This window comes from Paenarthrobacter sp. CC6 (assembly GCF_040560085.1).
In the GTDB taxonomy this organism is placed as follows: Bacteria; Actinomycetota; Actinomycetes; order Actinomycetales; family Micrococcaceae; genus Arthrobacter; species Arthrobacter nicotinovorans.
Genome location: NZ_JARDAN010000010.1, coordinates 175,887 through 193,121, shown reverse-complemented (window position 1 = coordinate 193,121; position 17,235 = coordinate 175,887). Strand labels below are relative to the sequence as shown.

Below are 17,235 nucleotides of genomic sequence, written 5' to 3'. Positions count from 1 at the left end.
ATAAGCAGGGCCCTCCACGCAGCCAGCGTGAAGGGCCCTGCTTTTGCGTTCGGGAAGCCTACTTGGTGGCCGGCTCCGGCACGGCCGTCCTCTCAGCATCCCGCTGCAATTCGGCCTGGAACTCCGCGTAGCGTGCCAGATGCGCGGGCCGGCGCCGAAGGATGATCCACGCGACCCCCAGAATCACAAACCACACGGGAGTGGCGAGCAAGGCAATCAGGGTGTCCGGCTGGGTGGTAAGGGCCCACAGCACGAAAGCGAAGAACGCGAACACCACCCACACCATCACCACGCCACCGGGCATCTTGAACGCTGACGACTCGTGCAGGTGTGGCCGGCGCTTCCTGAAGGCAAGGTAGCTGGCCAGGATGATCGACCAAACGAACACGAAGCACACCGCGGACACTGTGGTCACCATGTCGAAGGCCTTGCCAACGTCCTGGCCGGCGTACATGAGCACGACGCCGGACAGCAGCAGGACGCAGGACAGGAACAGGGCGTTGCGGGGTACTTTGCGTCCGGAGAGGGCGCCAAACACCTTAGGCGCGTCGCCCTCCTGGGCGAGACCAAACACCATGCGGGACGTGGAATAGATGCCGGAGTTGGCAGAGGACATGGCCGATGTCAGCACCACGAGGTTGACGATGGTGGCCGCTGCGCCGAGGCCTGCCAGGGAGAACATCGCGATAAACGGGCTGTGGCCGGCGGCGAACTGCGTCCACGGTGTGACGGACATGAGGATGATGAGGGCACCGACGTAGAACAGGAGAACCCGGATGGGGATCGAGTTGATGGCCTTGGGGAGGTTCTTCTCCGGGTCCTTGGCTTCGGCAGCGGTGGTGCCCACCAGTTCGATGCCCACGAATGCGAACACGGCGATCTGGAAACCGGCCACGAAGCCCATGAACTCGTTCGGGAAGAAGCCGCCATGGCTCCACAGGTTGGAGAAACCGGCCGGACCGGCGTCGGACTCGAAGCCGCTGAAGATCATGAACAGGCCAACAATGATGAGCGCAGCGATAGCCACGATCTTGATGAGCGCGAACCAGAACTCCGTCTCACCGAAGGCCTTCACGGTGGCCAGGTTCAGGAGCAGGAGAATGCCGATGGTGATGAGTCCCGGAACCCACAAGGGCAGGGAAGGCCACAATTCCTTGGAATAGCCGGCGATGGCGATCACGTCGGCGATCCCGGTAATGACCCAGCAGAACCAGTAGGTCCAGCCGGTGAAGAACCCGGCCCAAGGGCCCAGGAGGTCAGCGGCGAAATCGCTGAAGGACTTGTAGTTCAGGTTGCTGAGGAGCAGTTCGCCCATGGCACGCATGACGAAGAACAGCATGAAGCCGATGATCATGTACACAAAAATGACGGATGGGCCGGCTGCGGAAATGGTCTTTCCCGAGCCCATGAAAAGGCCGGTGCCAATCGCTCCACCGATGGCTATGAGCTGGATGTGGCGGTTGCTGAGCTGGCGTTCGAGATGGGGTGAACCGGCACTCGCGGAAGGATGAATCGTCAAAGGAACTCCGTCGTTCAGGCGGCACAAGGTGCCGCATTGATTCGGGTTCCTCCCCGCTCTGTACGTGGACCTGAGAGTTTCCGCGGGCATGGGCCTGCTTGCACCTTCGGTGAGTCCGGTGTGGCCGGACTGCTTTCCAGAGTTGCCTCGCCGCGGCGGTACATGGGCCTGAGAGATTCCTGGGGAGGGTTTGCTCCTACGGCGCCTGACGGGATGTACCGGCAGGACTCTCCCGCCGCAGATCAAAAGCGCGCACACCCTTGCGGGTGATGCAGCTCACACAGTAACGAAGGCTGGCAGGCAACGCAAGCCTGTGACGGCTAGAGGCCCAGGATGCTGCGGGCGATCTCGTCAGCGTCGCGCAAGGTCCGCTGGCCGCTGGCATAGGCCCGCCCGGAGCGGGGACGGGCTTCGGCGGCAATGGCATTGCCCCACTGCGACGCGGACAACTGCAAGCCCAGAACGTACATGTTTTCCGTGATGGATCCGTTGGCGGCAATGGGACGGTAAGGGTGTGGCTCAACGTCCAGGCCGGTGGTTTGCATGGGCGTCCCCTCCACACTCATCATGATCTTGGTCCGCACCAGGCCGTCGGCCATGAGCTGCTCGAGCAGCGGAGAAATGTTGATGCCCACCCTGTTGGCGGGTGACATCGCTTCGATCAGGGTGCGTGCTTCAGCGGGCCCCTCGTGGACCCAGGGTGACGCCGCCCGGAACACTTTTGCGCCACGATCGACGCTGAACTTGGGGTCCGGTCCCACAAAACTCACGACGCCGGCACGCGCCAAGGCGGCCAGCTGCTCCGAACGCAGCGCAGGAGGTCCGCTGGCCAACCCTTCGACAAACGACTCGAACCAGCCGCGCAGCCCTGCCAGCCAGGACTCGTCGGTGATGCCGCCATCGGCTACAACGGTCTTGAGGATGGCACGGCCGGTGTGGAGCGCGCCGATGGCCATCTTCACGGGGTCCGATTCGCCCAGCGCCGAACGCCGCGCGTCGTCGTCCAGGTACGCGGTGATCGCAGCATCCAGGTCACGCCGTGACGCGAACGTCCGGCCTGCCAACGGCGCCGCGAGCCCGCGCAGGTTCAAACGCCGTGATGCCGCCACATGCTTTTCAACCAGGACCTCCACGTCGCTTTCCCAGTTTGCCGTGGTGTGGGCATGCGGTTGGAGCGCGTCTTCGAGGTCGGCCAGGAACTGCGCCGGGTCCTTGATCGCGGCCGGCTGGGACCGGGCCAGCGTCGAATAATAGGCCCACAGCGCGTCCCGGTGCAGCAAGGGCCACAGGTCATGGTCGAAGCCGGGCTGGATGCCTGCGGCCCGGAACCGGTCCACTGCGTCCTCGGTCAGGTAGCGCATGGTGATGCTGCGCGGGTAATAGCCCTCCAAACCGGCCTTCGCCCGGTACGGCGTTCCCCTGCGTGACGCGGCGATGATCCTGGGCTCCCGGCCCGAGGCCCGGTACTCCAACACCCCGGCACCGGGCGCTCCGGCTTCAAGGAACTTGCCGCCGCGGCCCTCAGTCAGCTGGCCCATCACATCAAAGAAGTTCAAGCCCATGCCGCGGACAAGAACCGGCTCATTGTCCGGCACAACCTGCCAGTCAACGTCGGCGGGCGGTGCCGGCGGAAAGTACAGCAGGCCCAACTCGTCAGCTGCGCGCTTGAATGATTTCTGCTCCGGATTCAGCCGTGACTCGATGTGCCCCAGAGCCAGCACCACCGAATCGACGGTGAGCGTGCCGCCGTCGGCCAGTTCGACGTCGAACATCCCGTCCACGGGCCGCGCCGCAACGGCGAGCGTTTCATGGAAGGTGACTTCCACGCCGTCGGGCTTCCGCTCCAGCAACCCGGCCAGGGTTTGGCGCAGGTACCGCCCGTACAGCGCACGGCTGGGGAAATCGTGGGACTCGAGCGTGGCCAGCTCTGCCTTTTCTGCGTCGTTCAGCCCGGCACCGTCGCGACGCCGGGCCTCGCGCCACTGGTCGAAGGAACCACCCGCCAACGGTGCCGCCAATCCGGAATCCTCGGGGATGAGGGTGGGATAGAACGACTGGGTGTTCATCAGGTAGAGGCGCGACTGTTCCGGCTGCCACACGTGTCCGGAGCCGGCGGGGTACGGATCCACCACATGGATCTGCAGGGTGGCGCCTTCAGCTCTCTCCGCAGCCCAATTCGCGAGCAACCGTTCGAGGACACTGGTGCCCCGAGGGCCCGCCCCCACAAGGGCAACACGGTCGATTTGGGATTTAGCCACGCTCCAGCCTAACTTCTGCGTGACTTGCTTACCGTCGAAGTGTGTTGCTTGGATGGGGCGATGACCACCACAGAAGCTGATCCGTCGCCACTTTCCGGGAATGACACCGCGCCGGCCTCCGGACCGCGCCACGCGGCGGAGTCCGCACCTGAGCCCACGGATGAAAACGCCTGGCTTGAGGACATCCACGGCGAAGAGCAGTTGGCCTGGGTCAGGGAACAGAACGCCCGCACCGAGGAACTGCTCGAAGACGCCGATTACGCGGCGGTCGAGTCCGGCATCCTGGAAGTCCTGGACTCCACGGACCGGATCGCCATGGTCAACAAACGCGGCGATTTCTACTACAACTTCTGGAAGGACCAGGAGCACCCCAAGGGCCTTTGGCGCCGCACCACCTGGGAGAGCTACCTCACCGAGGATCCCGAGTGGGATGTACTGCTCGACGTCGATGCCCTTGCCGCTGCTGAAGGTGTTGAGTGGGTGTTCCACGGTGCCGGTTTCCTCCGTCCTTCGGACGGCGCAGAGTACCGCTTTGCCATGGTTTCGCTCTCCCCCGACGGGGGCGATGCCGACCGCCACCGCGAGTTCGACGTCGAAACGCGAACCTTCGTGGACCCGGCAGCAGGTGGCTTCGACATTCCCACAGCCAAAGGCAACATCAGCTGGTTGGATGCCGACACCCTTCTCGTGTCCAGCACAGCTGAAGGCTTGCCCGCCACGTCGTCCTCCTATGCACGGACCGGCGTCAAGCTTCGCCGCGGGCAGTCGCTCGCGGACGCTGAGCGCCTGTTCGAAATTCCGGAGAACCACATGCTGGCCATGGTGGCGCACGATTCCACGCCCGGTTTCGAGCGGACCTTCGCCGTTGACTACATCGACTTCTACAACCGCAGTACGTGGCTGCTGCGCGACGACTCGTGGGTGGCCATTGACGTGCCCACCGATGTCAACATCAGCGTCCACCGCGATTGGCTGCTTTTCCGACCCCAGGGCGATTGGGAAGCAGCGGGGGTCACGTACCCGGCCGGCTCCCTGCTGGCCGCAGATTTCGAAAGCTACCTGGCTGGCCCGGCTGAGTTGCTGGTCCTGTTCACCCCTGATGCGCACACGTCATTGCAGTCCTGGAGCTGGACCAAGGATTACCTGCTGCTGAACCTCCTCCGGGACGTCTCCTCCGAGATCAGGGTCCTGGATCCGTCGGCTGTTGACGCCTCAGGCTCGTGGGCCTCCACCGTCCTGGACGCCTGCCCTCCCCTGCATGACGTCAATGCCTACGCCGTGGATGATGAGGACGTCTCCGACTCCGGTGCCGGGAACGACTTCTGGTTGGTGGCCACAGGCTTCACGACACCCACCACTTTGACCCGGGGTACGCTTTCGCCTGCAGCAGCGCAGGACACGGCCGACGGTGACGTGGCTGACGGTGGCGTGGTGAGCGGTGGCGTGGTGAGCCGGCACACCGAGGTGAAGCGGTCGCCGTCGTTCTTCAACGAAGCCGCCTACGAGGTCCAGCAGCACTTCGCGGTTTCCTTGGATGGCACCAAGGTTCCGTACTTCCAGGTGGCCTCCAAGGACCTGGTACTGGACGGGGAGAACCCCACCCAGCTCTCCGGCTACGGCGGGTTCGAAGTTTCCCGTACCCCGGCGTACAGCGGGACGATCGGGCGCGCCTGGCTGGAGCGCCGTACTGCGGGCATAGCGTCCGACGACGGGGCTGCCGCCCACTCACGCGGCGGCGTGTACGTGGTTGCCAACATCCGCGGCGGCGGGGAGTATGGCCCCTCGTGGCACCGTGCAGCACTCCAGGAGAACCGTCACCGTGCCTACGAGGACTTCGCCGCAGTAGCCAAGGACCTGATCTCGCGTGGCGTGACCAGTCGTCGTCGCCTTGGCTGCGTGGGCGGCTCCAATGGTGGCCTGCTGGTGGGCAACATGCTGACCCAGTACCCGGAACTGTTTGGCGCTGTCTCCTGCGGTGTGCCCCTCCTGGACATGCGCCGGTACACCAAGCTCTCGGCGGGCTACTCCTGGATTGCCGAGTACGGTGACCCGGATGTGCCGGAACAATGGGATTTCATCCGGACTTTCTCGCCGTACCACCTGCTTCGGGACGGCGTGGAGTACCCCGAAACCTTCATCTGGACAGCAACCTCTGACGACCGGGTGGGGCCGGTGCAGGCCCGGAAGATGGCGGCACGGATGCAGGCCATGGGGATTCCGAACGTCTGGTTCCACGAAGCCCTCGAAGGTGGGCACGCGGGAGCCTCGGACAACCGGCAGGCTGCAGCACTGCAGGCACGGAGCAACCACTTCCTGTGGGTTTCCCTGGCCGGAAGCAACTGACGCCTGTTTCGATGGTTCCCTGCGCACAAGGCCACGCGCACGGCACGAATAGCAGCGGGACATCGAAACGGACACCCGGCTTTGGCGTGTTTTGCGCTGGACGGCAGGTTCTGCGTATCCTTGGTGGGCTAGCAATAGCAAAGGGAGACGTGCCAGAGCGGCCGAATGGGCTTCACTGCTAATGAAGTGTGGGGCACAACTCCACCGGGGGTTCAAATCCCCCCGTCTCCGCGAACAGGCCCCGGTTTTCGAACCGGGGCCTTTTGCGTTTAAGCGAGCCAATGGCCGTGGCAGCGCCAGCGACCAAGCCGGGACGCCCGCCGACAGGGTTCAGGCGCGCTTTGCCCCGGCTGAGGTACCGCTGACCTCGGCTCCTGCGTGACGGTGGAGGGTCAGGCTGTCCACCGTACTGATGAGCATCAGGACGGCCATGGCGATGAAAGCACCCTTGTATGCCCCCACCTGGTCCGTCCCGAAAAGACCCGTGGCTTCGAAGAGGCGCAGGAACAAAGCTCCCACCGCGATCCCGGCCGCAGCTGCCAACTGAACGAGGGTTGCCGAGATGGCGTTGGCCGAGGGCAGCTGCCCCGGGACGATGTCCGCATATTGCACCGAAGCGTAGGCGGAAAAACCAATGGAGCGGAAGGCGCCGCTGAACAGCAGCAAAGCGAAAATCAGCGGTTCCGGTGTTTGGGCGTCAAGGAACGCGCACAAAGCGAACGTTACGGCGGAAGCGAACGACGCGAAGACAAGCACGGCTTTGAACCCGAAGCGCCTGATCAGTGGCGTGGTGGCAGGTTTGATCCCGATATTGCCGACGAAGACTGCCGCCACCATGACGCCGGCCTTCAGCGGGTCCCAGCCGAATCCAGCCTGGAACATCAGGGGCAACAAGAAGGGGACCGAACTGATGGTCAGCCGGTAGATGAAGCCACCGGTTGAGGTCGCCCGGAAAGTCCTGGTACCGAAGACGCTGAGGTTGAACAGTGGTACTTTCGCTTTCCCCATCCACCAGACCGCCCCTGCCAAGGACAGCACTCCGGCGGTTACCACCACTACAGCGAGGACATTGGATGCGTGGCCGCCCAAGGTTTCCAGCCCCACCACCAACGCCCCGACGCCAAGGGTGGTCAGCATCAGCCCGAACCAGTCAAGGCGGCGCTTTCCATCGAATTGCGTCCGAGGCACCAGCCGAAGTGCAGCGATGAAGGCTGCCAGGCCCAGCGGGATGTTGATGAGGAAGATCCAATGCCAGGAAAGGAACGTTGTGAGGGCGCCACCGACCATCGGCGCAAGTACCGGTGCGAGGAGCCCGGGCCAGACCAGATAGGCCGTTGCCCGAAGGAGCTCGGATTTCGGCGTACCCCGCAGGACCACCAGTGTCCCGACAGGAACCATCATGGCCCCGCCGATCCCTTGGGCCACCCGGCTGAGTGTGAGCATGGTCAGGTCGGTGCTCACGGCGCAGAGCAGGGAAGCAATGGTGAAAACGGCTATGGCCAGGCAGAAGATCCGGCGAGCGCCGAACCGTTCAGCGAGCCAACTGCTCAGTGGGATTCCCATCGCGACCGTCACCAAGTAGGCCGTCATGGTGATGTTGATGTCGGCCGGTGCGACTCGGAAGTCGGACGCAATGCTCGGAATAGCGGTGGTCAGGATAGTCCCGTCAAGGAACTCCATGAAAAACGTCGCGGCCACCAACAAGGCCAAGCGGGGGCGCCAACTGGTCTCGCTGGCTTCTTCGATGCCTGCGCTGGGTCTTGTGGTCATGGCTCCGGTCCAAGTTCGTCGCTGGTGCTCCACGAAGGCAGCAGGGGGCGTTTCCTCGATCCTATAGACCTGATGTGGGAGCGATCACAAAATGACGCTATTTTCCTTCCGCTACCCCGCTTGCGCCAATGCAAGTGGGAGGACCGCTGCTACGCCTGCCTGCCGCAAAGCCCGCGCCGATACCGTCATCGTCCAGCGACTGTCGACCAGATCGTCCACCAACAACACAGGCTGGCTCCCGATATCGGCAAGAGCCTGGGCAAGTTCAGGCCCGACCACCAGCCGGTCCCACACGCCGGCGAGCCTGTAGGCGCTATTGCCGCCACGCGCGCCGGTTGGACCACCGTGAGCCGGCTGCAGCTGCCCCAAGTACGGCATTCTGCCTATTCCGGCTATCCCCTGGGCCAGCGAATCCACTAGTTGCGGTTTGCTTCGCGACGGGATGCTGACGACAGCCACCGGGCGTCCGACGCCGCTCCACGGCGTTCCGCCCTCGGCGCCTGACCACTCCCTGAGGACCTGCACGCATGCCTGCAGCATCCCCTGATCTACGGCCCGGTCCGGCGCACCGGCAGCAAACAGTTCACGGAGGGCGCCGCCCCAGCCAAGGTCTGTCAGCCTGGCCAGGACACGTCCCTCTGCAACGCTTTCGTCGGGTTTGATCTTTCCCTTGACGGCGACACCGAGCCGGTCCATTCCGCTGGGCCATTGAAGGCGCGGCTCTATTGCGATTCCTGCCCGGCGAAGAGTCTGATCTGCCGCCTCCACCGCCGAGTCCGCCACATCCACAGGGAACCATCGGCCCGCACAGTTGTCACAACGTCCACAGGCGGCAGCAGTTTCATCATCAAGCACCGAGGTGATGTACTCCATCCGGCAACCGGCCGTGTCCTGGTAGACCACCATGGAATCCTGCTCATCCACCCGCGCCTCGGCAATGCGCGCATAGCGTTCGGCGTCGTAATTCCATGGCCGGCCGGTTGACCGCCAACCGCCGCCAACGCGCTCGACGGCGCCATCCACCGCCAAAACCTTCAAGAGCAATTCCAGTGGCGTCCGGCGAAGGTCCACGCGGGTTTCCAATGCGACGGTGGACATGGCTGTGCCGGCATCGCCGAGGACAGCCAGCACGGCAGCTGCCTTCTCCTCGGACGGCATGGATGCTGTAGCGAAGTATTGCCAGATCTCGCGGTCTTCCGACCCAGGAAGGAGCAGTACATCGGCATTGGCGGCGCCACGGCCCGCGCGGCCGACTTGCTGGTAGTAGGCGACCGGTGATGATGGCGCCCCAAGGTGGATCACGAAGCCGAGGTCCGGTTTGTCGAAGCCCATGCCCAGGGCAGAGGTTGCCACCAGCGCCTTCACCTGATTGTCCTTGAGCAGTTGCTCTGCCCGTTCCCGGTCGGCGGGATCGGTCCTGCCTGTGTAAGAGAGCACGTTGTGTCCGGCTCCGGCAAGCAACCGCGCAGTGTCCTCGGCCGCAGAGACGGTGAGCGTATAAATGATGCCGCTCCCCGGCATGTCTGCAAGGTGGGTCAGCAGCCAGCCCAGCCGGTCCTTGGAGTCGGAGAGATTGAGGACCCCGAGTCGCAGCGACTCCCGCCCCAAGCCCCCGCGGATGGTCAGCACTCCTGCGCCGAGCTGCTCTTCAATGTCATGGACCACCCTGGAGTTGGCAGTAGCAGTGGTTGCCAGGACTGGAACAGTCTCCGGCAACTGGGCGATGAGGTCGGAGATGCGGCGGTAATCGGGCCGGAAGTCGTGTCCCCAGTCGGAAATACAGTGGGCTTCGTCGATCACCAGAAGCCCTGTCCTCCGGATAAGCTCCGGAAGCTGGTTCTCCCGGAAGGACGGATTGGTCAGGCGCTCGGGAGACACGAGGAGAACGTCGACCTCGTCTGCCGCCAACTGGGCCAGGACTGTGTCCCATTCAAGGGCGTTGGCGGAATTGATGGCCACAGCACGGACACCTGCTCGCGCAGCGGCGGCCACCTGGTCACGCATGAGCGCCAGCAGGGGTGAGACGATCAGGGTCGGTCCGGCTCCCCTGCGGCGCAAGAGCAAGGATGAAACGAAGTAGACGGCGGACTTTCCCCAGCCGGTGCGCTGGACCACGAGCGCCCTTCGGCCGGCATCCACCAAAGCCTCGATCGCTTCGAACTGGCCATCGTGGAACTGCGCCTCGGGGTGGCCTACAAGTTCGCGAAGGCAAGCCAGCGCCTCCTGCTGGGTTGTCGATTGCACGGGAGCGGCAGTGTTTGGGGAGTTGTTGGCCATGACCCCAGTATTCCAGTCGCCCCTGACAGCAAGACCGGAGCAGATCAGCTATGTGGATAAACAGCCAGTGGATGACTGCTATCCACATGGGGAGGCCCCCGGTTCATGCCGTGCTGGGTAGCCACAGTAGGATTGAGCCCGTGACTAGCGAGCAGAACAAGACATTCGACCTCTCGGCATCCTTCAAGGCGTACGACGTCCGGGGGATCGTGGGTGAATCCATCACGTCTGAAATCGTCGAGGCAGTCGGCGCTGCCTTCATCGACGTCCTGGGCCTTGAGGGCGAAACTGTCCTGGTCGGTGGCGACATGCGTCCTTCGTCACCGGAGTTCAGCCAGGCCTTCGCCAACGGCGCGGCCACGCGTGGGGCCAATGTACAACTCCTGGACCTGATCTCCACCGATGAGCTCTACTACGCATGCGGCGCCCTGAATGCAGCCGGCGCCACGTTCACCGCCAGCCACAACCCCGCCGAATACAACGGCATCAAGATGGCCAAGGCCGGCGCCCAACCCATTTCTTCCGAAAGCGGATTGAAAGAGATCCAGGCACTCGCGGAGCAGTACCTGAACGCAGGCACCATCCCGTCCGCAGCGACGCGCGGCGAGATCGGTGTCCATGATGTCTTGAAGGACTACTCCGAGTACCTGCGCAAGCTGGTGGACCTTTCCGGTTCCCGGCCGCTGAAGATCGTGGTCGACGCCGGCAACGGCATGGCCGGCCTCACCACCCCTGCCGTCCTGGGAGACAAGTTGCTCCCGGCCCTGCCCTTCGAGATCATCCCGCTCTACTTCGAACTGGACGGTTCCTTCCCGAACCACCCCGCCAACCCGCTGGAACCGGAAAACCTCCGCGACCTCCAGGCGGCGGTCGTCAAACACGGCGCGGACATCGGCCTGGCGTTCGACGGCGACGCCGACCGCTGCTTCGTGATCGACGAAAAGGGCGAGCCCGTGTCCCCGTCGGCCATCACTGGCATGGTTGCCCGCCGCGAGATCGCCCGGGCACGGAAGGCCGGGGAAGAAACTCCAGTCATCATCCACAATCTCCTGACCTCAAAGGCCGTTCCCGAACTCGTGGCAAAGGACGGCGGCCGTGCCGTCCGGACCCGTGTGGGGCACTCCTTCATCAAGGCCGTCATGGCGAAGGAAGGTGCGGTGTTCGGCGGGGAGCACTCCGCGCACTTCTACTTCAGGGACTTCTGGAACGCAGACACCGGCATGCTCGCAGCCATGCACGTGCTCGCTGCCCTCGGCGAGCAGGACGGCCCGCTGTCCGATCTCGGCCGCCAATACGAACCCTACGTTTCGTCGGGCGAAATCAACTCCGAGATCGAAGACAAAGCCGGCGCCGTAGAGCGTGTCCGGGTGGACTTCGAAAGCGAAGACATCGAGATCGACCACATGGACGGCAGCACCTTCACCGCGAAGGACGGCAGCTGGTGGTTCAACCTCCGCCCGTCCAACACCGAGCCCTTCCTGCGGTTGAACGCCGAGGCCAAGGACCAGCCCACCATGGAGAAGATCCGCGACCGCGTCCTGGCGCTGGTACGCGGCTAGGCTTACAGCCGTGACGCAGCTTTCGCCCGAGGAACGGACCTCTCCCGAATCCGAATTGGCCGCTGTCGTGGCCGAGGCCTTGAAACTGGCCGACGCTCAATTGGTCCTCAACAAGAGCTTCGCCCCGTTCGTCTTCATGCTCGACGCTGAGGGCGCCGTCCACCGCGGCGAGGTCCCCCAGGAAATCCGGGGGACCATGCCCTCGGACCCGGAGGTATCCGTTAAGCTGACCGTCGATCTCTTTTCGGGCTATGCCGAAAACCTCTTCGCGATGGTCGCTGTATTGGATCCGGAGTCGGGCAAGAATGAGGACACGCTCCACCTCTGGGCCGAACACCGCAGTGGCATTGCCCAGCTCATCCGGGTGGACTTCACCCGCAAGAAATTCCTGAAGCACCCCACATTCAGCGAACCCCGGGTCGAGGCCCAGGCTGCCCACCTGTGGAATGGCGAAACGGCCTCACCCGCGGAGGATTGGTGGCACCAAGGACTTTCGGAGCAGGCCATCCAGGATGTTTTCAAGCTTGTGGGTGTCGCAGTTCCGTTCGCCGAGGATCAGCTGTCCAGGAACGGCGTCCTGGCCCCATACGGCGCAAGCACCGATCTCTCCGGCGAGGTAGCGCACCGCATGGCCTACTTGGAGCCCAACGAGGATGACGAACTGGATTCCTCCGAAGCAATCCAGTTAATGACCGAAGGCTTTCGGCTGGAGAAAGACACACTGCGCGGAACCTGCATCGTGGCTGACGTCAGCATCAAGCTCGAGGAGGGCGGTGTTTTGGACGCCGTCAGACTGCACATCGAGCATTCCGAAGGGTTGTCAATGCACATCGTCAAGCCTTATGAGCTGGACGGCGAATCCGGCACGGTCGCCTTCGGCGAGTCAGCGGTGGTTCCCGCACAGGCCCAGGTGTGGTCAGTATGAGTGAACAACCAAACGGCAGCACCCTGCCGGAAGAATCGGAAGAATCAGCCCAGGACCGCGAGCTCCGGGAAACCCTGGGCACTGGCCTCGGGACCGCCCAGGAGCATCTCCAACAGAATGGCGGCTTCTTCCCCTTCGGCATCACGCTCGGGAGTGATGGCGAACTCCGGATCGTCATGGTGACTCCCGGGGAACCTGACGAGGATGGCCAGGTAGATGCCGGTCAGATGCTGACCGATCTTCACGAACTCTTGCGCCAAGGCCGGGATGAATACCGCGCGGTTGCCATCGTCAGCGATGTCAGTTTGCCCGAACATGGTTCAGACGGCATTCACGGCGCGGCGGAGCACCGTGATGGTGCTGTCCTGGCCGCCATCATTCCGTATGTCCCGGAAGCTGAGGGATTTACCTTCGCTGCCATGGAACCGGACACCCACGAGCCATCCATCTGGGTGGACTAGACCTACGATCTAGACTGATTCCATGAAAATCAACGCCTTCGCAGATGTGAGCCTTCGGGCCATCATGGTGTTGGCCGCAGCTCCCGAGGGTGCACTGCTGACCACCCAGGCAGTGGCAGATGCTGTTGGAACTCCGTACAACCACGTCAGCAAGGCCATGGTCCGTTTGCGTTCACTGGGGCTGATCGACGTCGAACGAGGCCGGCTGGGTGGGTCCCGGTTGAACGAAGCCGGGCGGAAAGCCACTGTGGGCGAGGTGCTGCGCCATTTGGACAGCCGGCAGGACCCGGCAGAGTGCCAGTCCCCCACCAAGAACTGCCCCCTCATCACCGAGTGCGGACTCCGTCACGCCATGACGCGCGCCAGGGAGGCGTTCTACCGTGAGCTCGATGCGGTGGTCATCTCATCCCTTCCCCACGCCCGGCAGATGAACCCGGTGTTCCAGTCAATCGGGCTTCGGCCTGAGATCCGGATGCCTGCAGCGCAGTAGCGGCCCACAGCCCCGCGCAAGGGACCTTCACGGAGCCTCCCGCTTCATAATTTGCACATCATTTCTACGAAGTGTAGAACTTGGAGTAAATACAAGCATTTCAAATGCCTGTATTTATCCGGCCGGACAGAAGGCCCGGCCTCGACCGCCAGGAGAACCATGCTCTCGGAAAAATCCCGTCCCGTCATTGAAGCCACCCTGCCATTGGTCGGATCCCGGATAGGCGAAATCACCGCGGATTTCTACAACCGCCTCTTCACCGCGCACCCCGGCCTGTTGGACGGCCTGTTCAGCCGCTCCAACCAGCGTTCAGGCGAACAACAGAAGGCACTTGCCGGGAGCATCGCCGCTTTCGCCTCGCACCTGCTCACTAACCCGGACTCCCTGCCAGAGAAGGTCCTCTCCCGCATCGCTCACAAACACGCTTCCCTGGGCATCACCGAGGATCAGTACGACGTGGTCTACAAGCACCTGTTCGCAGCAATCGCGGCGGATCTGGCCGACGTCATTACCCCGGAAATTGCCGAGGCCTGGACCGAGGTCTACTGGCTTATGGCCGATGCCCTGACAAAGCTCGAGAAGGACCTCTACGCTATCCAGGCAAACGACCGGATGTGGATGCCGTGGCGCGTGGTCGCAAAGGAACCCGCGGGCAAGGATTCCATTACTTTCACCTTGGAACCCGCGGATGAAACCCCGGTCACCGAAGCCAAACCGGGCCAGTACGTCAGCGTCAAAGTGACGCTCGCCGACGGCCTCCGTCAGGTCCGTCAGTATTCGCTGTCCGGCGATGCCGGCACCAGCCGGATTTTCACCACCAAGCTCAACGACGGCGGTGAGGTGTCCACCGTCCTGCATGCCGACGTCGAACCCGGTGACATCCTGGAAATCTCGAATCCCTATGGTGAGATCACCCTCAAGGACGGTGAGGGACCGGTGATTCTCGCCTCGGCAGGCATCGGCTGCACTCCCACCGCATCCATCCTGCGTTCACTCGCCGAATCCGGCACGGATCGCGAGGTCATCGTGCTCCACGCCGAAAAGGCCATGGACAACTGGGCACTCAGCGGCCAGATGACCCAGGACGCATCCAGGATCGACGCCAAACTCGAGCTCTGGCTGGAGACGCCGCACGCCGGAGCCAAGGAGGGATTTATGTCCCTTCGCGAAATGGACCTGCCGGCTGACGCGTCACTTTACCTCTGCGGCCCGCTCCCTTTCATGAAGTCCATCCGCGACGAAGCAATCGACGCCGGGATTCCGGCCACCCGGATCCACTACGAAGTCTTTGGACCGGACGTCTGGCTCGCAAACTAACGGCGGACCGCCAGGGAAAATTGCAGCCCAGGGACTCCTACACCAAGCACGACGGCGGCCCGCCACCTTTCCAACGAAAGGTGACGGGCCGTCGTCGTTCACTTAAGAACGCCGTTGTTCCTAAGAGGTCTAGCCCAGACGGGCCTTGAGGCCGTCCAGCTCGGACTGCAGTGCCGCCGGGAGTGACTCGCCGAAGTTGGCGAACCATTCCTCGATGGATGCCAGCTCGGTTGCCCACTCTGCAGGGTCGACGCGCACCGCGGACTCAACCTCAGCCGGAGTCATGTCCAGGCCTTCGAGATCGATGGACTCGCCGGTCGGAACGAAACCGATCGGAGTCTCCACAGCGTCGGCCTTGCCTTCGAGGCGCTCGATGGCCCACTTGAGGACACGGGCGTTGTCCCCGAAGCCGGGCCATGCGAAGCCGCCTTCAGCCGTGCGACGGAACCAGTTGACCAGGAAGATCTTGGGCAGCCGCTCCGGGTTGGCCTTGGCAGACAGATTAACCCAGTGGTTCAGGTAATCGCCTGCGTCGTAGCCGATGAACGGCAGCATGGCCATGGGGTCGCGGCGGACAACGCCAACGGCACCGGCGGCGGCAGCCGTGGTTTCCGAGGACAGCGTGGAGCCCATGAAGATGCCGTTGGACCAGCTGCGCGCTTCGGTCACCAAGGGGATGGTGGTCTTTCGGCGGCCGCCGAACAGGATCGCGGACAGCTCCACGCCTTCCGGGCTGAAGTATTCTTCGGCCAGCATGTCGATCTGGTCGATCGGCGTGCAGAAGCGGGAGTTGGGGTGCGCTGCCGGGGTATCGGAGTCCGGAGTCCAGGACTCGCCACGCCAGTCGGTCAGGTGCGCCGGAGTTTCCTCGGTCATACCTTCCCACCAGACGCCTCCGTCATCTGTCAGGGCAACGTTGGTGAAGATGCTGTTGCCCTTGGCGATGGCGCGCATGGCGTTGGGGTTGGTGCCCCAACCGGTGCCGGGTGCGACGCCGAACAGGCCGGCCTCGGGGTTGACGGCGCGGAGTTCGCCTTCCTTGCCGAAGCGCATCCAGGTGATGTCGTCTCCGAGGGTCTCGACCTTCCAGCCCTTGATGGTGGGATCCAGCAGGGCGAGGTTGGTTTTGCCGCAAGCGGAGGGGAACGCAGCGGAGACGTAGTAGGTCTTCTGCTCGGGGGAGGTCAGCTTCAGGATGAGCATGTGCTCGGCGAGCCAGCCTTCATCGCGGGCCATGACCGATGCGATGCGCAGTGCGTAGCACTTCTTGCCGAGGAGGGCGTTTCCGCCGTAGCCGGAGCCGAAGGACCAGATGGAGCGCTCTTCGGGGAAGTGGACGATCCACTTGTCCGGGTTGCAGGGCCAGGCGACGTCGGCCTGGCCGGCTTCCAGAGGTGCACCCAGCGAGTGGAGGGCGGGAACGAAGAATGCGTCGGTCTGGGTAATGCGGTCCAGGACGTCGGTGCCGATGCGGGCCATGATGCGCATGGACGCTACGACGTAGGCGGAGTCAGTGATCTCGACGCCGAATTTGGGGTCCTCTGCGTCAAGGTGGCCCATGACGAACGGGATGACGTACATGGTGCGGCCACGCATGGAGCCGGCGAACAGGCCGCGCAGCTTCTGCTTCATCTCAGCCGGAGCCATCCAGTTGTTGGTGAAGCCTGCGTCGCGTTCGTTTTCGGAGCAGATGAAGGTCTGCTCTTCCACGCGGGCAACGTCAGCGGGGTCGGAGAACGCCGCGAAGGAATTCGGGAACGTTTCCGGGTTGAGCCGCTTCAGCGTGCCGGCCTCGACGAGTTCGTCGGTGAGCTTCTTGTTTTCTGCTTCGCTGCCATCAACCCAGTGGATGCGGTCCGGCTGTGTCAGCTCGGCAACTTCCTCAACCCAAGCCAGCAGGCGTGCATGCGTAGTAGGTGCCTTCTCAAGCAGCGGCAGTCGCGCCAGATCGCCCATTGCGGTTCCCTTCCTCGGGTTCAGTGGTGTGTCCTAAACGATAGGGGCCGCGGACCAGACCATTCCCCTGTCAGACATCGGACATCCACCTACTCGAAAAGTAAAAACCCCTAAAAATCAACGATTCGGATTGAGGACGCGGCGTTTTAAGTGACTAAGGTCACGTAGACCGGTCTAGTTGCGCAGATTACAGCTTTTCGATTTGGAACTTCACATGAACTTCTGTAAAGTTTATTGAGGTTCGAGGGGGTCAGAGAAACAGACCGCCGAGAATCACGCGAAATGCGCCCATAGCTCAGCTGGATAGAGCGTCTGTCTACGGAACAGAAGGTCAGGGGTTCGAATCCCTTTGGGCGCACA

At 63.2% G+C, this 17,235-nt stretch carries 11 protein-coding genes, 2 tRNA genes and 1 riboswitch; of the genes, 8 read left to right on the top strand and 5 right to left on the bottom strand.

Translation table 11 applies throughout. The annotated features are described in order from the left end of the window. Positions 1–58: 58 nt before the first annotated feature. Together cycA and PV760_RS12730 are read right to left on the bottom strand one after the other, a co-directional pair. Positions 59–1,519 (bottom strand): D-serine/D-alanine/glycine transporter, encoded by a 1,461-nt coding sequence (cycA, locus tag PV760_RS12735; RefSeq protein ID WP_079581522.1) that lies wholly within the window; start codon positions 1,517–1,519, stop codon positions 59–61. Positions 1,520–1,665: 146 nt separating this feature from the next. Further along, positions 1,666–1,764, bottom strand: a riboswitch (glycine riboswitch). Between the two features lie 75 nt (positions 1,765–1,839). Further along, positions 1,840–3,777: an FAD/NAD(P)-binding protein gene (locus tag PV760_RS12730; protein WP_354627898.1), complete on the bottom strand. Its 1,938-nt coding sequence runs from the start codon at positions 3,775–3,777 to the stop codon at positions 1,840–1,842. Positions 3,778–3,837: 60 nt separating this feature from the next. Here PV760_RS12730 and PV760_RS12725 point away from each other — a divergent pair, with 60 nt between their 5' ends. Together PV760_RS12725 and PV760_RS12720 are read left to right on the top strand one after the other, a co-directional pair. Further along, positions 3,838–6,120, top strand: coding sequence for a prolyl oligopeptidase family serine peptidase (locus tag PV760_RS12725; protein WP_193590908.1), 2,283 nt, complete (start codon positions 3,838–3,840; stop codon positions 6,118–6,120). Positions 6,121–6,263: 143 nt separating this feature from the next. Further along, positions 6,264–6,351 (top strand) — tRNA-Ser (locus PV760_RS12720). Between the two features lie 99 nt (positions 6,352–6,450). On the opposite strand, the gene PV760_RS12715 is transcribed toward PV760_RS12720, so the two are convergent. Further along, entirely contained in the window at positions 6,451–7,890 is a 1,440-nt protein-coding gene (locus PV760_RS12715) for an MFS transporter (protein WP_354627897.1), read from the bottom strand. Between the two features lie 111 nt (positions 7,891–8,001). Continuing rightward, the gene (locus PV760_RS12710; protein WP_354627896.1) at positions 8,002–10,167 is read right to left on the bottom strand and encodes a RecQ family ATP-dependent DNA helicase; all 2,166 of its coding nucleotides are present in this window, start codon (positions 10,165–10,167) and stop codon (positions 8,002–8,004) included. Positions 10,168–10,307: 140 nt separating this feature from the next. Between PV760_RS12710 and PV760_RS12705 the strand changes: the two genes are divergently transcribed. The 5 genes from PV760_RS12705 (at position 10,308) to PV760_RS12685 (ending at position 14,919) form a co-directional block, all read left to right on the top strand. Beyond that, positions 10,308–11,726: a phosphomannomutase/phosphoglucomutase gene (locus PV760_RS12705; RefSeq protein ID WP_018777939.1), complete on the top strand. Its 1,419-nt coding sequence runs from the start codon at positions 10,308–10,310 to the stop codon at positions 11,724–11,726. A 10-nt stretch (positions 11,727–11,736) separates the two neighbouring features. Next, positions 11,737–12,651, top strand: a complete 915-nt coding sequence (locus PV760_RS12700; RefSeq protein ID WP_354627895.1) for a hypothetical protein — start codon at positions 11,737–11,739, stop codon at positions 12,649–12,651. Then, entirely contained in the window at positions 12,648–13,112 is a 465-nt protein-coding gene (locus PV760_RS12695; protein WP_354627894.1) for a hypothetical protein, read from the top strand. The genes PV760_RS12700 and PV760_RS12695 overlap by 4 nt, the downstream gene beginning before the upstream one ends. A 22-nt stretch (positions 13,113–13,134) precedes the next feature. Continuing rightward, positions 13,135–13,602, top strand: a complete 468-nt coding sequence (locus tag PV760_RS12690; protein ID WP_018777942.1) for an RrF2 family transcriptional regulator — start codon at positions 13,135–13,137, stop codon at positions 13,600–13,602. Between the two features lie 159 nt (positions 13,603–13,761). Further along, positions 13,762–14,919, top strand: a complete 1,158-nt coding sequence (locus PV760_RS12685) for a globin domain-containing protein (protein ID WP_354627893.1) — start codon at positions 13,762–13,764, stop codon at positions 14,917–14,919. A 129-nt stretch (positions 14,920–15,048) separates the two neighbouring features. On the opposite strand, the gene PV760_RS12680 is transcribed toward PV760_RS12685, so the two are convergent. After that, positions 15,049–16,875 (bottom strand): phosphoenolpyruvate carboxykinase (GTP), encoded by a 1,827-nt coding sequence (locus PV760_RS12680; protein ID WP_354627891.1) that lies wholly within the window; start codon positions 16,873–16,875, stop codon positions 15,049–15,051. Positions 16,876–17,159: 284 nt separating this feature from the next. Here PV760_RS12680 and PV760_RS12675 point away from each other — a divergent pair. Next, positions 17,160–17,233, top strand: a tRNA-Arg gene (locus PV760_RS12675). The last annotated feature ends 2 nt before the right edge of the window (positions 17,234–17,235 follow it).

Excerpts from the sequence above, each read along its gene's own strand:
- PV760_RS12710 (WP_354627896.1), bottom strand. The coding sequence starts at position 10,167 with ATGGCCAACAACTCCCCAAACACTGCCGCTCCCGTGCAATCGACAACC.
- PV760_RS12685 (WP_354627893.1), top strand. The coding sequence starts at position 13,762 with ATGCTCTCGGAAAAATCCCGTCCCGTCATTGAAGCCACCCTGCCATTG.
- PV760_RS12680 (WP_354627891.1), bottom strand. The coding sequence starts at position 16,875 with ATGGGCGATCTGGCGCGACTGCCGCTGCTTGAGAAGGCACCTACTACG.
- PV760_RS12695 (WP_354627894.1), top strand. The coding sequence starts at position 12,648 with ATGAGTGAACAACCAAACGGCAGCACCCTGCCGGAAGAATCGGAAGAA.
- PV760_RS12725 (WP_193590908.1), top strand. The coding sequence starts at position 3,838 with ATGACCACCACAGAAGCTGATCCGTCGCCACTTTCCGGGAATGACACC.
- PV760_RS12715 (WP_354627897.1), bottom strand. The coding sequence starts at position 7,890 with ATGACCACAAGACCCAGCGCAGGCATCGAAGAAGCCAGCGAGACCAGT.
- PV760_RS12690 (WP_018777942.1), top strand. The coding sequence starts at position 13,135 with ATGAAAATCAACGCCTTCGCAGATGTGAGCCTTCGGGCCATCATGGTG.